Below are 14,525 nucleotides of genomic sequence, written 5' to 3' on the forward strand. Positions count from 1 at the left end.
CTGCGCGCGCGCCGCACACTTTAGCGATGGCCAAGAAGTCCTTGAACGAAACGTCCCCGGTTGCCCGCTTCGAACAGTCGCTGGAAGAACTCGAGCAAGTGGTGCAGAAGATGGAAGTCGGCGATCTGAGCCTGGAGCAATCGCTCACGGCCTACGAACGCGGCATCGGCTTGTACCGCGATTGCCAGCAGGCGCTGGAACAGGCCGAACTGCGCGTGCGCCTGTTGACCGACCCCGCCCGCCCCGAGCTTGCCGAAGCCTTCGAACCGCCGTCGCTGGACGGCTGAGGTGAGCTCGGCGCTGTTCGACCACTGGATCGCCCGCACCGAACGCAGCCTGGAGGCCGGCCTGCCGAGCGCCACGCATGCGCCGCAGGGCCTGCATGCAGCGATGCGCCATGCCGTGTTGGGTGGGGGCAAGCGCATGCGTCCGCTGCTGGTCTACGCAAGCGGCGCGTTGTTCGGCGCGTCCGAGGATCAGCTCGACACGCCCGCGGTGGCGGTAGAGCTGATTCACGCCTATTCGCTGGTGCACGACGACTTGCCGGCGATGGACGACGACGCGCTGCGGCGCGGTCAGCCCACCGTGCATATCGCCTTCGACGAGGCCACCGCGATTCTGGCCGGCGACGCCTTGCAGACGCGCGCATTCGAATTACTCGCCACTGCCTCTGCCAGCGCCGAACTGCGCGTTAGCTGGATGCAGAGCCTGGCCACCGCTGCGGGCGCGGCCGGCATGTGCGGCGGCCAGGCGCTGGATATCGATGCGACCGGGCAACTGCAATCGCTGCAGGATCTGCAACGCATGCATGCGCTCAAGACCGGCGCGTTGATCCGCGCAGCGGTGCGGATGGGCGCACTCACCGGAGACGCCGCGGCGGCCGACCAGCAACGTCTGGACGAGTTTGCCGACGCGCTGGGCCTGGCCTTCCAGGTGCGCGACGACATCCTGGATGTGGAATCGAGCTCGGCGCAGCTGGGCAAGACCGCCGGCAAGGACGCGGCGCAAGCCAAATCCACCTACCCCGCCCTGCTGGGGATGGACGGCGCCAAGGCGAAGCTGGCCGAACTGGCCGCGCGCATGCATGACCTCCTGCAGCCCTACGGGCCACCCGGCGAGACATTGGCCACGTTGGGCCGGTTTGCGGTGAACCGCGCGCACTAGGCGCGGTTGCCGACGCCGCTAGAGCGCAGCAGGCGAGAAACGGCCGCTGCCGAATCGATTCGAAGCGCCTCGGGTGCCGCAACGGCGCGCTATTCGCTCGCGCGGGCCACATCGAGACGATTTGCGACATGAACCGGACGCGCCGGACACGATTTGCGCACTCCGTGCGCCAGCGCACGGTCAACCTCTGCAGCGGCAGCGGGCGTCCGGCGAACTCGGTCACACATTGCAACTTTTCTTGCGCACGTTTGTGTCAGCCGTCGACACATTGGACGCTACAACACATGACAGACCGCACGCTTTAAAGCTGAATTGTCTACATCCGTGATATTTCAGTAGCGTTCATAGGTGCGCTGCGAACAAAAATATTCGCAATTGAATAACTTGTCGCGTCCGCTCGTCGTGCCTAGGTTTGGCTTGCCCGCATCCGCGGACATCCCCCGATCACACGGAGAGTTACTGGTGAAGAACGTTTTTTTCGCATCGTTTGCAGCAGGCACGCTGGCCGTTGTTGGCGTCCTCGGATCGGCGCAGGCGCAGTCCGTGCGCGGACCGGTTCCGTTGACCATCGAACTGTCGCCAGTGGCCGACCAGGCTGGGCGTCATCAGGGCAAGATCGCCGTCACCGTCACCAATCACGGCAGCCAGATCGCACGCGTGCCGACCTATCAGCTGCCGCTGAAGTCGCTGGATAACGGCATCCTGGAAGTGAGCCGCGACGGCAAGCCAGTGGACTACACCGGGCGCCTGGTCAAACGCGGCCTGCCCAAGGCGGCCGACTTCACCATCCTGCAGCCAGGCCAGAGCGTGAAGGGCGAGGTCGATCTGGCCGGCGCGTACGATCTGTCCACCAGCGGCAACTACACCATCCAGGTGCGCTCGGCGCTGCAGTACGCGTCCTTTTCCGACGGCAGCCTGATGAAGGCGGCGGCCAACGGCGAGCCGGCCGTGGCCACCAGCACCCCGCTCACCGTCTGGCTGGACGGTGCACGCCGTGGCGTCCAGCGCGAGCTCGCAGTCGGCCCGACCGCCGTGGTCAACGGCATCAACTACCTCAACTGCAGCACCACCCGCACCAGCCAGGCCGGCAGTGCCGTCACTGCCGCGCGCAACTACTCGCAGAACGCGCGCAACTACCTCAACGCCGGCAGCACCGGCGCGCGCTACACCACCTGGTTCGGTACCTATAACGCCTCGCGCTACAGCCGGGTCAGCTCGAACTTCGTCAACATCGACAATGCGCTGGACCAGAACAACGGCCAGCTGACGATCAACTGCAGCTGCGATGCGGATCTGGCGGACGCCTATGCCTACGTCTATCCGAACCAGCCGTACGAGATCCACGTCTGCAACGCCTTCTGGAGTGCGTCGACCACCGGCACCGACTCCAAGGCCGGCACGCTGGTGCACGAAACCAGCCACTTCACGGTCGTCGCCGGCACCCAGGACCGCGTCTATGGCCAGTCCGGCGCGCGCAGCCTGGCGATCAGCAACCCGGCCCAGGCCATCACCAACGCCGACAGCCATGAGTACTTCGCCGAAAACACCCCGGCGCAGAACTGATCGCGCCATCGGCTGATACGACAAAGGCCCGGCATCGCTGCCGGGCCTTTGTTGTTTCCTCCGCGCCGATTACTTGATCAGGCGCAGCGCAAACGGGTAACGGTAGTGCTCGCCGTTGTTGGCCTTGACTGCGGCCAGGATGCACAGCACCAGGTTGGCAATCCACACCAGCGTCGGCAGGAAGAACAGGATGCCGAACGAGACAATGGTCAGGACGATCGCCGCCACGGTGGCAATGAGCACGGTGATCTGGAAATTCAGCGCTTCCTTGGCTTGATCGGTCGCGAACGGCTTGGACGGGTTGGCGTCCTTGCTGATTAACCAAATCACCAACGCACCGACGAACGAGGTCACGATGCCGAGCAGATGCGCGGCCAGCGCGAGCGTGCGCTCCTCCGACGGACTGGTGCCGACCGGCGGCGGTGGCGGTGCGGCCTGCGATTCGAATTCGCTCATCATGTCTCCCCGTGCATGGTTGTGGTGCGGCGGACTATAGCAACGATTCAGCCAGCCACCAGTGCGGAAAGACATGGGCGCACGCCTGGCCGTGGCTGCAAAGGGCCACGTCATTTCGAAAAAAGGCCTTGCCGTGCTGCGAGCTCGCGCCGCCCGCACCATGCAGGCGACGTGTTCACCGGCGTTGTCGCTGCATGGCGAGCGCTCGCACATCGCGCGCCGCCGCATGAGCCATCGGCTCTACACACTCGCGTGGGAGACAGCGGTCGCGAAGGTGAGCTGCCCGCTTCGGCGCCACGTGCATGTACCGTCCAGTTCCAGCGGCTGCCTGCCGGGCGTGCGCCTGCACCACACGCTGCCGCGCGCAAACCGGCCAGGTCGGCACCGCCAAGGCCGCTCAGCTATCGCCTGCCACCGTCATGCGGTTGATCAGCACCGAGCCGATCTTGACGTGCGAGCGCGGGTCGACGTCGCTGCCCACCGCTTCGATGCCGGCGAACATGTCGCGTAGATTGCCGGCGATGGTCAGGCCATCGACCGGGTAGGCAATCACGCCGTTCTCGATCCAGAAGCCACCGGCGCCGCGCGAATAGTCGCCGGTGACGGGATTGACGCCATTGCCCATCAATTCGGTGACCAGCAGGCCGCGCGACATGCCGGCAATCATCGACGCCAGATCGCCCGCATTGGCGGTGACCTGCAGGTTATGCACGCCACCGGCATTGGCGGTGGTCTGCAGGCCCAGCTTGCGCGCCGAATAGCTGCCCAGCACATAGCGCTGCAGCACACCGTCGGTGATCAGCGCCGAACGCCGTGTCGCCACGCCTTCGCCGTCGAAGGCCGCCGAGCGCAAACCGCGGCGCAGGTGCGGCAGCTCTTCGATATTGAACCAGTCCGGGAACAACTTGCTGCCGACGCTGTCGAGCAGGAAGCTGGCACGGCGATACAGCGCGCCGCCGGAGACCGCACCGAGCAGGTGGCCGACCAGCGAGCGCGCCACTTCCGGTGCGAACAGCACCGGCAACTGACCGGTGGGCAGCGACCGCGGCTGCAAGCGCGCCACGGTACGCTCGGCGGCACGACGGCCGATGGCGTCGGGCGCTTCCAGGTCCTCGCGTGCCAGCGCACTGCTGTACCAGCCGTCGCGCTGCATGCCGTCGCCCTGGCCGGCGATCAGCGCGCAGCTGATCGAATGATGGGTGCCACGCTCGCGGCCGATGAAGCCATGCGAATTGGCGTACACCGACAAGCTGAGACCGGTGCTGGCCGAGGCGCCGTCGGAGTTGCTGATGCGCGCGTCGGCGTCGCGGCCGGCGGTTTCGCAGGCCAGCGCCAGATCCACGGCGGTGTCGGCGTCCAGCGCCCACGGATGCCAGCTATCCAGCTCGGGGAACTCGCGCGCCATCAATTCCGGATCGGCCAGGCCGGCGGCCACGTCGTCCTCGGTGAAGCGGGCGATCGCGCAGGCCTGCGCCACGGTGGATTCCAGGCTGGAATCCTGCAGGTCGGCAGTGCTGGCACTGCCCTTGCGCTTGCCGAAGTAGACCGTAACCGCAATGCCGCGATCGCGCGTGGATTCGACCGTCTCCACATCGCCCAGCCGCACATTCACGTCCAGGCCGCGCTCTTCGCTGCAGCTGACTTCGGCTTGCGTGGCGCCGGCGGCGCGCGCGCGCTCGAGCAGGCGCTGGGAGATGTCGGTGAGCGCATCCAGGCGCTGCAGGCTGTCGTCGGTAACGCGGATTTCGGAGGAGAGTGCGTTCAATGCTTTATCCTTGGAAACGCGGATCCGTCCGCGAAAGCCCGGCCGTCCATGGCCGGAGTGTTTGAATTCGGTGCGGAATTGTTCCGCCGACGCGCGGCCGTTCGAGGCCGCAGATGTTTATCAACCAAGTTTCGGGATGTGGTGGCAATGCGCGGACGCGATGAAGAGACCGGTGAATTTCGTGGCGCCAGCCGCAGCCAGCAACGGCGCGAGGCGTTGGAGATTTTCGACCTGGGCGAAAAGCTGGTGGCGCTGACCCCGGCGCAGCTGGCCAAGTTGCCGGTGCCCGAATCGCTGATCCCGCATATCGAAGAGAGCAAGCGCATCACCTCGCATATCGCGCACAAGCGGCAACTGGCGTTTCTGGCCAAGCACATGCGCCGCGAGGACGAGCAGACCCTGGCCGCGATCCGCGATGCGCTGGACGCCAACAGCGACACCGCGCGCCGCGAAGTGGCGGCGATCCACCGGGTCGAACGCTGGCGCGAACGCCTGCTCGCCGAAGGCGACGTGGCGCTGGCCGAACTGCTGGAAGCCTACCCGGCCGCCGACCGCCAGCAACTGCGTCAGCTGGTGCGCAACGCGATCCACGAACGCGCCAAAAACAAGCCTCCGCGCGCCTACCGCGAACTGTTCCAGGTCCTGCGCGAGCTGTCGCAGGAGCAGGGATTGGAGAGTGGGGATTCGGGATTGGACGACGACCAGGATCTGGAAGACGAAGAATAGGAGCTGGCGGCCGCAATCGTGGAGCCGCTCAACCGGCGCCTCCGCCGCAGCCAACCGCGGCAACCAGCGTCCACCATCAGCAACCCGGGCGGGCGACACCTGAGCGCCAAGGACGCTGCGCACCTCTATCGCCGCGCTTCCCGACGCTCTGACCCCCAATCGCGGTTTCGAGACCGGCGCAGTACACGGCACGGCCACATGGCGCCCCGCTCCTGCCGTTACCAATCCCGAATCCCGATTCCCAAATCCCCGCATCTCAGGCCTGCGTTCCGCCAACCGTAATGCCGTCGATCAACAGCGAGGGCTGGCCGACACCGACCGGTACGCTCTGCCCGTCCTTGCCGCACACGCCTACGCCTTCGTCCAATGCCAGGTCGTTGCCGATCATGCGCACCTTCTGCATGGTCTCCGGGCCGTTGCCGATCAAGGTGGCGCCCTTGACCGGCGCGGTCACCTTGCCGTCTTCGATCAAATAGGCCTCGGTAGCCGAGAACACGTATTTGCCGCTGGTGATGTCGACCTGGCCGCCGCCGAAGTTCACCGCATAGATGCCCTTCTTGACCGAGCGGATCATCTCTTCCGGGTCGTGCTGGCCGGCGCGCATGTAGGTGTTGGTCATGCGCGGCATGGTCAGGTGCGCGAACGATTCGCGGCGGCCGTTGCCGGTGGGCGCCACGCCCATCAGGCGCGCGTTGTGGCTGTCCTGCATGTAGCCCACCAGCACGCCGTCTTCGATCAGCGTGGTGCACTGGCTGGGCGTGCCTTCGTCGTCGATATTGAGCGAGCCGCGACGGCCATCCAGGGTGCCGTCGTCGACGATGGTCACGCCCGGCGAGGCCACGCGCTCGCCGATGCGCCCGGCGTAGACACTGGTGCCCTTGCGGTTGAAGTCGCCTTCCAGGCCGTGCCCCACCGCCTCGTGCAGCAGCACGCCGGGCCAGCCCGGGCCGAGCACCACCGGCATCACCCCGGCCGGCGCCGGGATCGCGTCCAGATTCACCAGCGCCTGGCGCAGCGCTTCGCGTGCAAACCCTTCCGGGCGGCCGTCGGCGAACAGCTCGGCATAGCCGTAACGCCCGCCGCCGCCGGAATAACCGGATTCGCGCCGGCCGCCCTGTTCGACGATCACCTGCACGTTCAAGCGCACCAGCGGGCGCACGTCGGCCGCCAGCACGCCGTCGCTGCGGGCGATCAGCACCGTGTCCACGCCGCCGGACAGGCTCACCATCACTTGATTGACGCGCGGGTCGGCAGCGCGCAGGAACTGGTCGATCCGGCGCAGCAGGTCCACCTTGGTGGCGCTGTCCATGTCGTCGATGGGATCGGTGGCCGGGTACAACGCACGGCCGTTGCCGCGCACCAGCGCGCGGGTGGATTGCGCGCCGCCCTCGCGCGAGATCGCGCGCGCGGACTGCGCCGCTTCCAGTAGGGCATCGCGATGGATGTCGTCGGAATAGGCGAAGCCGGTTTTCTCGCCGGCGATTGCGCGCACACCCACGCCTTGTTCGATGGAATGCGCACCGTCCTTGGCGATGCCGTCTTCCACGCTCCAGCTCTCGCGCCGCGAATGCTGGAAATACAGATCGCCGAAGTCGATGCCCGGGCCCAGCAGGGCGCCGAAGGTGCGATCGAGATGGCCGGCGTCCAGGCCGGAAGGAAGCAGCAGCCGGGTTTCGGCCAGAGTGAGAGCGTTATCGGTCATGTGGTCAGGATGGGGCCCGCGCGCCGGGGAGACAAGTCGTTCGGCTGAACATGCGCGCAGCTATCATCGCCAGCCAGCTCTTCACCGATCGCCCGCGCATGAAGCTCATCGCCCACGTCCTGGACGGCCACACGCTGGACATCCGCCCTGCCCCGCACGAGCGTGCGTGGATGGACGCCACCGACCAGCGCTACGCCTACCGCTGCCTGCCGCTGGCGATCGCCAATGCGCATGGCTGGGAGCTGCTGTGCCAGTCCGGTTTCGAAGCCAGTTGGGACGGCAGCGACGCACTGGCGGCGATCACCATCACGGCCGATGCGCAGACGCACGCACCGGCGATCAGCCACTTCGGCTACGGCGTGCTGACCTTCCACGTACCGTGCCTGTTCCGCACCGACACCGGCATCGACCTGTTCGTGACCGGCCCGCTCAACCGGCCCAAGGACGGCATCGGCGCGCTGAGCGGCATGGTGGAAACCGACTGGAGCCCGCACACCTTCACCATGAACTGGCGCTTCACCCGGCCCGGGCGGGTGCGCTTCGAGGCGGGCGAGCCGTTCTGTCATCTGTTACCGCTGCAGCGACAGTTGATCGAGCAGATACAACCGCAGTGGAAACCGCTTTCCGAAGCGCCGCAGCTGGCGCAGCAACACGCCGACTGGACCCAAAGCCGCACGCGCTTTCTCGATGAGCTGCCCGATGCGCACTCGGCCGCGGCGCGCGAGAAATGGCAGCGCGGCTACTTTCTTGGCTTGACCGCACCCGCACAGCCGCCAGTGCCGGGCCATCGCTCGCGACTGCGCTTGCCGATGTTCACCCGCGCCGGCAGCGAGGACACGCCCGCAGAGTGAGGCCGACGGACTCCGTCAGCGCTGCGTCGGATCTGCCTTGCCGGACTTGCCCGACGGTGCGGCCGGTTTGCTCGGCGCCCGCTCGCGCGCCTCGCGCTCCATCACGTCCACCTGCGGGTCTTTCCACGGCCCGGTGACGTGATAGGTCTTTGCCCCAATGGCGCCCAGCGGTTTGCCGAGCACCGCGTTGGCGGCTGCGCCGACGGCGGCACCCACCGGGCCACCGGCCACTGCGCCGACCACGGTCAGCAGGTTGCCGGCCTTGGGGTTCACGTCCACGGTCTGGTCGAAGGTCTGCGCGCGCAGGTCGGTCTGGCCACGAATCGCGATGTCGGCAGCCGGGCCTTCGATGCGGATGGCGTCGGTGCGCGCGAAACCCTCGCCGAAGCGCACCTCGCCGGCCAGCTTGTTGAAGGCCAGACCCTTGGAGAAGAAATCGCGGAAGTCGAACATCAACCGGCGCGGCAGCTGCGCCACGCTCAGCAGGCCGAGTACGCGGCCGGCGCCCGGATCCACTTCCAGCAACTGGCCGTTGCGCACATCGACCTTCAGGTTCCCATCCAGCGAACCGAGCGCGAAACCGGTTGGTGAGCCCTGCCAGCCGGCGTTGAGCTCCAGTTGCCCTTCGCCGCCGCGCAGTTGGCCGCCCAGGGTGAGGTTCTGCAGCAGATTGCCCAGGTTGCGGCTGTCCACGCGCGCCGACAGCCGCGTGCTGGCCGCCTCGCCCTTGCCGCGCCAGGCCCCGGTGAGGCCGATGTTCTGATCGTCCGAGCGCAGCTGCAGCTGATCCACCTGCATGCCGTCGGTGAGCCGGCTGCTGCGCAGGGTGGCCGCGCCGAAGGTCATCTTGCCGATCTGCAGATCGGCGATATCCAATGCCAGCGGCGGGATCGACACCGGGTCGAATTCGGCCACCGCACGGCGCGCGGGCTCCGGCAACGCGCCTGCCAAGGGGTCGCCCGGTTCGGGCGCGGCCGGCTCGGCAGGCGCCTCCACCGGCTGCCAGTGCACGGTCTTCAACGTGCCCTGCACCGTTGCGCCGTCGGCATTGGGAACAGTGAGCTGGCCGGCCAGCGAGGGGCCGTCCAGCGTCACCGCCACCGTATCGCGGGTGGGGCGCAGACGCAGACGCGTCTGCGGGAACACCCCGCCGATCATCAGCAACCGATCTGCCTGCACATCCACCTGCTGCAACGGCATCGGGTCCTTGGTAGGCACCGCCGGCTGCCCGGGCAACGGTGGCATGTCGGCGTCGCCGCTGCTGCCGCGCGCCAGGCTGATCCAGTCGATCGCATCCAGCGACGCGGCGCGGCCGGTCACCACCAGCCCGTTGGCGGGCGGCCGTTCGGTAACGGTGTCGGTGCCCATCACCACGCGCACGCCGGTTTGCTCGCCATGGCTGCTGGCCTTGAGCGCGACCAGCTTGCCGAATCCCACATCGATGTCGCCATCGCCCAGCGGCAGCGCGACCTTGACCCGGGTATCCAATGGCTCGCTGGCGGCCTTGTCCAACGGCGCGGGCAGATCCAGCGTGGTGCCGACCAGATTGGACCGCAGCGTCAGCACCGCGTTCGCATCGGTCTGCCCGGCTGGCGGCAGCGGCACATCCACGCCCACCTGCCAGGGCGCACTGCCATGCACGTACGGGCGCAGCCATTCCATCTGGGGTGCACGGTCGAACAGTTCCTTGGCATCCAGGGTGGCGCCAAGACGCGCTTCGAAGGCTTGCGCGGGGTCCTGCACCAAGCCGCCGGCGCGCAACGACAATTCGCCGCTGCGGCCTTCGTGCTGCACGCTCAGCCGCTCGGCAGCAAAGCCGGTGTCGCGGTACTGGGCCTGCCCGCTGACCTGATCGAAGGCCAGATCCCAACGCGCGTCGGCCAGCTTGGCGCCCTGCAGGGCCACTGTGCCCTGCAGATGCCCACCGACGCCATGCGTCCGCAGGGGGCGCAGCAGGTCGAAGGTCACGGCGGCCGGCCCGGACACGGTGAGATTGCGCAAGGTGTCGCCGTAGCGCCGCTCCAGCGGACTCTTGCGCAACATGCCGAGCAGTTGCGCCGCATCGGCCTGGGTGGAGGCGCGGACGTAAAGTTCGGAGGTGGCAAAGCTGGGAATGCCCGCTTCCAGCTGCGCGATCGGGGTACCGGCCAGATCGCCCTGCCCTTGCAGCGAGAAGCCGTTGCCGATGAAGCTCAGGTGGGCCTGAACCTGCTCCATCGCCGGCCAGTCCGGCTGGAAGCGGATCTGGCCATCGCGGATCTGCCCGAACGCTTCGAAGCGCCCGTCGTTATTGTCGAACGGCCAATCGTCCAGATCGCCGCTGACCAGGCCAGTGCCGCCGGTGACGGTGCCGCCGGCCACGGCCATGTCGAGCCAGTCGATGGCGGCCTCGCTCATCTTGGAGCGGATCCAGAACTTGCGCGCCACCGGCAACGCCACATCGTCCAGTTGGGCCGCCAGCTGCATGCGTGGGCGGCTGCCATCGCCCTGGAACCACAACCCGCCACGCACGTTGGCGCCGTAATCCTTGCCCTGCACGCGCAGCGCCGGAGTGGCGACCTGCCAGCCCGCGCCTTCGCGCCAACCGACGATCTTGCCGGCCAGCTGGATCTCGTGCACCACGCCGAAGCCGGTCGGCCAGTCGAAACGCAGCGTGGCGTCGGGCGCGGGGTCCAGCTCGACGCCCTGCGCGTCGCCATCGAGGGTGCCGCGCAGGCCACTGATGCCAGGCGCATTGCCCACCGGCAGAAACCCCAGCGCTTCGATCTGGCCCTGCGCGCGCAGCGTGCCGCCTTGCTCGCCGACCACCTGCAGGTCGGCCACGCGCAGCTGCGGTTTGGACAGGCTCAGCCAGCGCCGCAAGGCAGGCGACAACTGCTCGCTGAGGGCGGCAGCTGCGATCAGGCCCGAGACATCCACATGCTTGGCCACGACCGCATAGCGGCGCCCGCCGGCAATGCTCAGCCCGTCCAGGTGTTGCAGCTGCGCTGCCTGGCCCAGGCGCAGCAGCGGCGCGTCCACGCGCCAGCCGCCATCGATGGTCTGCCAGCGCGCACGCGCCTGCAGCCGTTCCCAGGTGAGCGTACGCCGCGCGGTTTCGTCCGGCAGTGCGGCCCCGGACAGGCGCAGCTGCTGTAGGTCGACATCTACGCTCACTGCGGCGATCCGGCGCGCGCGCAATTGCGCCCAGGCCTGCAAGCGCCCACCACCGCCATCCACGCGCATGCCACCGAACTGCAGCAGCGACGCCCACGCAGACAGGTCGGCCGGGTCGGCTTGCATGTAGGCACTGCCGTCGCCGCTGTCGCGGTCGAATTCCAGCACCGCCGTCAGCGGCGCGCGCTTGAGATCGATCCAGCTACGGCTGCCCACCTTCACGGTCGAGCCGCTGACGCGCAGGCGCAGGTCGATACGCGGCAGCGTGGTGTCCAGTCCGATCGACGGCGCAGCCACATGCAGGCGCGCTTCGGCCAGCTGGATCTCGCCAAGCCGGCGCAGCGCATCCAGCGGATCGGAGTTTCCGCCGCCGGGCATGCCCTGGACCGACCACACACCGTCGTCGCTGCGCTGCAAGGTCAGCGCCAGGCCGCGCAGACGTATCTCGGTCAGCGAATGGCCCGGCAGCAACCCGGCGTACATCGCCAGCAGCACTTCGGCCTGGCCGACACGCACCTCGCCGTGCGGACCGATACGCAGCCCATCCAGCCGCAGCAGCGGACCGCGCCGGGTCCATTCGGTCTGCAGCCGGTCGAACGCAATCGGCTGACCGGCACGCTGGCTCAGCCACTGCGCGATCTGCTGCGGATGTTCCTCGGCCAACGGCAGCGCCTGGCTGGCCGCGCCCACCAACAACGCGACCGCCACCAGCGCAAGCGCGCAGGCAGTGATCGCATAGCGGCGAAACAGACGCAGACGGCGGCGCAGCGGGGTGGGCATTAACGGCTGGGAATGGGGAATGGGGAATCGTAAGGGCACCGGCCCCGGCTTACGAACGGTCAGCCGCCTGATTGCGCATCCAGGCTGAAGGGATAACCAAAGCGCCGTTGAGCGGACGTTGCTCCACACCCATTCCCCACTCCCGATTCCCGATTCGCGGCCTCACAGCAACACCACATCAAACTGCTCCTGCAGATACTGGTCGTCGGACTGGAAGCGGATGCTCTTGCCGAGGAACTCTTCCAGTTCGGCCACGGCGGCGGACTCTTCCTCGGTGATGCGGGCGACCACTTTCGAGGAGGCGATCACCAGCAGGCGCGCGGCATCGAACTGGCGCACCGCGCGGGTGATCTCGCGGAAGATCTCGTAGGTCACCGTTTCGGCGGTCTTGATGGTGCCGCGCCCGCCGCAGTGCCCACAGGTCTCCGACAGCTGGCGCTCCAGGCTTTCGACGGTGCGCTTGCGGGTCATTTCCACCAGGCCCAACGGCGAGAACTCGTACACGGTGGTCTTGGCGTGATCGCGTGCCAGCGCTTTTTCCAGGGTGCGCAGCACCTGTCGGCGGTGCTCCGGATCGTCCATGTCGATGAAGTCGATGATGATGATGCCGCCCAGGTTGCGCAGGCGCAGTTGCCGCGCCACCGCCTGCGCGGCCTCCAGGTTGGTGCGAAAGACGGTTTCTTCAAGATTGCGCTGACCGACGAACGAGCCGGTATTGACGTCGATGGTGGTCATCGCCTCGGTCTGGTCGATCACCAGATAGCCGCCGGATTTGAGTGGCACCTGCTTGTTCAGCGCACGCCCGATCTCGTCTTCGACCCCGTACAGGTCGAAGATCGGGCGGTCGCCGGTGTACAGCTCCAGTCGCTCGGCCAGCACCGGCATGTACTTGGCCACGAAGGCCTGCAGCTGCACGAAGGTCTCGTTGGAATCGACCTTGACCTTTTCCACGTCGCGGCGAATCAGGTCGCGCACCGCACGCAGCGGCAGGCTCAGGTCTTCGTAGATGATGCTGCACGGCGGCGCTTCGCGGCCGCGGCGCTCGACCACGTTCCAGACCCGCGACAGGTAGGCTATGTCCTCGGCCAGCGCCTCGGCCGGCTGGCCCTCGGCGTTGGTGCGGATGATGTAGCCGAAGCCGCCATGCTGGGCCGAGACCTCGCTGACGATGGTCTTCAGGCGCAGCCGCTCGGCTTCGTCTTCGATGCGCGCCGACACCCCCACCACCTTGGACTGCGGCAACAGCACCAGATAGCGCGAAGGGATGCTGATCTGCGTGGTCAACCGCGCACCCTTGGTGCCGATCGGGTCCTTGACCACCTGCACCACGATCTCCTGGCCGTCGCGCAGCAGCTCCACGATCGGCACCGAGGCCGGCGGCGGCGGCGGGATCGGGGTTTCTTCGGTATCGACCACGCTGGCGGGCGCCGGTGCCAGCCGGACCACATCGTTGGCATGCAGGAACGCGGCACGCTCCAGCCCCACTTCGACGAAGGCCGCCTGCATGCCGGGCATCACCCGCTGCACCTTGCCCTTGTAGATATTGCCCACCACGCCCCGGCGCCAGCCGCGCTCGATATGCAACTCCTGCAGCATGCCGTTCTCGATCACCGCCACACGGGTCTCGCGCGGGGTGACGTTGACCAAAATCTCTTCCGACATCAATGCGCTCCGAAGGCAGTGAGCAACTGCGAGGTGTGATACAGCGGCAATCCCATCACGCCGGAATAGCTGCCGGACAGATGGGCGATGAAGCGTTCGGCGCGGCCCTGGATCGCATAGGCGCCAGCCTTGCCCATCGGCTCGCCGCAGGCGGCGTAGGCGGCGATCTGCGCATCATCGAGGGTGTCGAAGGTGACCTCCGACACCACCAATGCCTGCGCCGGCGCGCGCCGTGCGCAGACTAGAACCACCGCCGTGAGCACCTGGTGGGTGCGCCCGGACAACGCGCGCAGCATGGCGACGGCATCGTCCACATCGACCGGCTTGCCGAACACCCGCTCGCCCAGCACCACTTCGGTATCGGAGCCCAGCACGATGGCGTCGGGGTCGGCGGCCTGTACCAGCGCCAGCCCGGCGTGCGCCTTCTCAAACGCAACGCGCTGCACGTACTGGTCGGGCGATTCATCGGCTGCGCGCAGCTCGGGCACATCCAGTTGCAACGTCTGGAACGGCACATCCAGGCGTTGCAGGAGTTCTTGTCGGCGCGGCGAACGGGAAGCGAGATAGAGCATCCGTCCAGCATACCTGTTGCCTGCACTCGCCCGCTTGCCTGGTGAACGCACACACCGTTGCCAACGGGGTGGTCGTGCTCGACTCACAACACATTCATCGACCTGCCAACACGCTCCCCACACAGACA

11 protein-coding genes are annotated in these 14,525 nt (G+C 67.4%); 5 read left to right on the forward strand and 6 right to left on the reverse strand.

The features are described 5' to 3' along the window. Window positions 1–26: 26 nt before the first annotated feature. From FLG15_RS13910 to FLG15_RS13925, 3 genes are all read left to right on the forward strand, one after another. A complete protein-coding gene (locus FLG15_RS13910; protein ID WP_150146597.1) occupies window positions 27–287 on the forward strand; it encodes an exodeoxyribonuclease VII small subunit in 261 nt (86 codons plus the stop codon). 1 nt (window position 288) lies between these two features. Continuing rightward, the gene (locus FLG15_RS13915; protein WP_150146600.1) at window positions 289–1,164 is read left to right on the forward strand and encodes a polyprenyl synthetase family protein; all 876 of its coding nucleotides are present in this window, start codon (window positions 289–291) and stop codon (window positions 1,162–1,164) included. A 462-nt stretch (window positions 1,165–1,626) separates the two neighbouring features. Beyond that, entirely contained in the window at window positions 1,627–2,727 is a 1,101-nt protein-coding gene (locus tag FLG15_RS13925) for a M35 family metalloendopeptidase (protein ID WP_057677489.1), read from the forward strand. A gap of 69 nt (window positions 2,728–2,796) precedes the next feature. Here FLG15_RS13925 and FLG15_RS13930 read toward each other — a convergent pair whose 3' ends face one another. Both FLG15_RS13930 and pmbA read right to left on the reverse strand, forming a co-directional pair. Beyond that, on the reverse strand, window positions 2,797–3,258 hold the full coding sequence (locus FLG15_RS13930) for a DUF4870 domain-containing protein (protein WP_017156393.1): 462 nt from the start codon (window positions 3,256–3,258) through the stop codon (window positions 2,797–2,799). A gap of 322 nt (window positions 3,259–3,580) precedes the next feature. Then, a complete protein-coding gene (gene pmbA / locus FLG15_RS13935) occupies window positions 3,581–4,948 on the reverse strand; it encodes a metalloprotease PmbA (RefSeq protein WP_150146603.1) in 1,368 nt (455 codons plus the stop codon). A 147-nt stretch (window positions 4,949–5,095) separates the two neighbouring features. On the opposite strand from pmbA, the gene yjgA reads away from it, so the two are divergent. Beyond that, window positions 5,096–5,674 carry a ribosome biogenesis factor YjgA gene (gene yjgA, locus FLG15_RS13940; protein ID WP_057677487.1) on the forward strand — a complete coding sequence of 193 codons (579 nt, stop codon included), beginning with the start codon at window positions 5,096–5,098 and terminating at the stop codon, window positions 5,672–5,674. Window positions 5,675–5,930: 256 nt separating this feature from the next. Here the strand turns inward: yjgA and tldD are convergent, their stop codons facing one another. After that, window positions 5,931–7,376, reverse strand: a complete 1,446-nt coding sequence (tldD, locus tag FLG15_RS13945) for a metalloprotease TldD (RefSeq protein ID WP_057677486.1) — start codon at window positions 7,374–7,376, stop codon at window positions 5,931–5,933. Between the two features lie 98 nt (window positions 7,377–7,474). Here tldD and FLG15_RS13950 point away from each other — a divergent pair, with 98 nt between their 5' ends. Next, entirely contained in the window at window positions 7,475–8,227 is a 753-nt protein-coding gene (locus FLG15_RS13950) for a DUF6065 family protein (protein WP_057677501.1), read from the forward strand. Window positions 8,228–8,242: 15 nt separating this feature from the next. Here the strand turns inward: FLG15_RS13950 and FLG15_RS13955 are convergent, their stop codons facing one another. The 3 genes from FLG15_RS13955 to FLG15_RS13965 all read right to left on the reverse strand — a co-directional run bounded on the left by FLG15_RS13955 (window position 8,243) and on the right by FLG15_RS13965 (window position 14,397). Then, on the reverse strand, window positions 8,243–12,163 hold the full coding sequence (locus FLG15_RS13955) for a YhdP family protein (RefSeq protein ID WP_057677485.1): 3,921 nt from the start codon (window positions 12,161–12,163) through the stop codon (window positions 8,243–8,245). Between the two features lie 162 nt (window positions 12,164–12,325). Beyond that, the gene (gene rng / locus FLG15_RS13960; RefSeq protein WP_054319332.1) at window positions 12,326–13,825 is read right to left on the reverse strand and encodes a ribonuclease G; all 1,500 of its coding nucleotides are present in this window, start codon (window positions 13,823–13,825) and stop codon (window positions 12,326–12,328) included. Beyond that, complete coding sequence (locus FLG15_RS13965) at window positions 13,825–14,397, reverse strand: Maf-like protein (RefSeq protein WP_057677484.1); 573 nt, start codon at window positions 14,395–14,397, stop codon at window positions 13,825–13,827. Before FLG15_RS13965 ends, rng begins: the two co-directional genes overlap by 1 nt. Between the last annotated feature and the right edge of the window lie 128 nt (window positions 14,398–14,525).

The organism is Xanthomonas phaseoli pv. dieffenbachiae, from assembly GCF_008639345.1.
Lineage (GTDB): Bacteria > Pseudomonadota > Gammaproteobacteria > Xanthomonadales > Xanthomonadaceae > Xanthomonas > Xanthomonas phaseoli.

What these genes read in the sequence shown, in the direction of transcription:
- FLG15_RS13910 (WP_150146597.1), top strand. Translation starts at nt 27, where the DNA reads ATGGCCAAGAAGTCCTTGAACGAAACGTCCCCGGTTGCCCGCTTCGAA.
- FLG15_RS13930 (WP_017156393.1), bottom strand. Translation starts at nt 3,258, where the DNA reads ATGTCTTTCCGCACTGGTGGCTGGCTGAATCGTTGCTATAGTCCGCCG.
- yjgA (WP_057677487.1), top strand. Translation starts at nt 5,096, where the DNA reads ATGCGCGGACGCGATGAAGAGACCGGTGAATTTCGTGGCGCCAGCCGC.
- tldD (WP_057677486.1), bottom strand. Translation starts at nt 7,376, where the DNA reads ATGACCGATAACGCTCTCACTCTGGCCGAAACCCGGCTGCTGCTTCCT.
- FLG15_RS13950 (WP_057677501.1), top strand. Translation starts at nt 7,475, where the DNA reads ATGAAGCTCATCGCCCACGTCCTGGACGGCCACACGCTGGACATCCGC.
- FLG15_RS13955 (WP_057677485.1), bottom strand. Translation starts at nt 12,163, where the DNA reads ATGCCCACCCCGCTGCGCCGCCGTCTGCGTCTGTTTCGCCGCTATGCG.
- rng (WP_054319332.1), bottom strand. Translation starts at nt 13,825, where the DNA reads ATGTCGGAAGAGATTTTGGTCAACGTCACCCCGCGCGAGACCCGTGTG.
- FLG15_RS13965 (WP_057677484.1), bottom strand. Translation starts at nt 14,397, where the DNA reads ATGCTCTATCTCGCTTCCCGTTCGCCGCGCCGACAAGAACTCCTGCAA.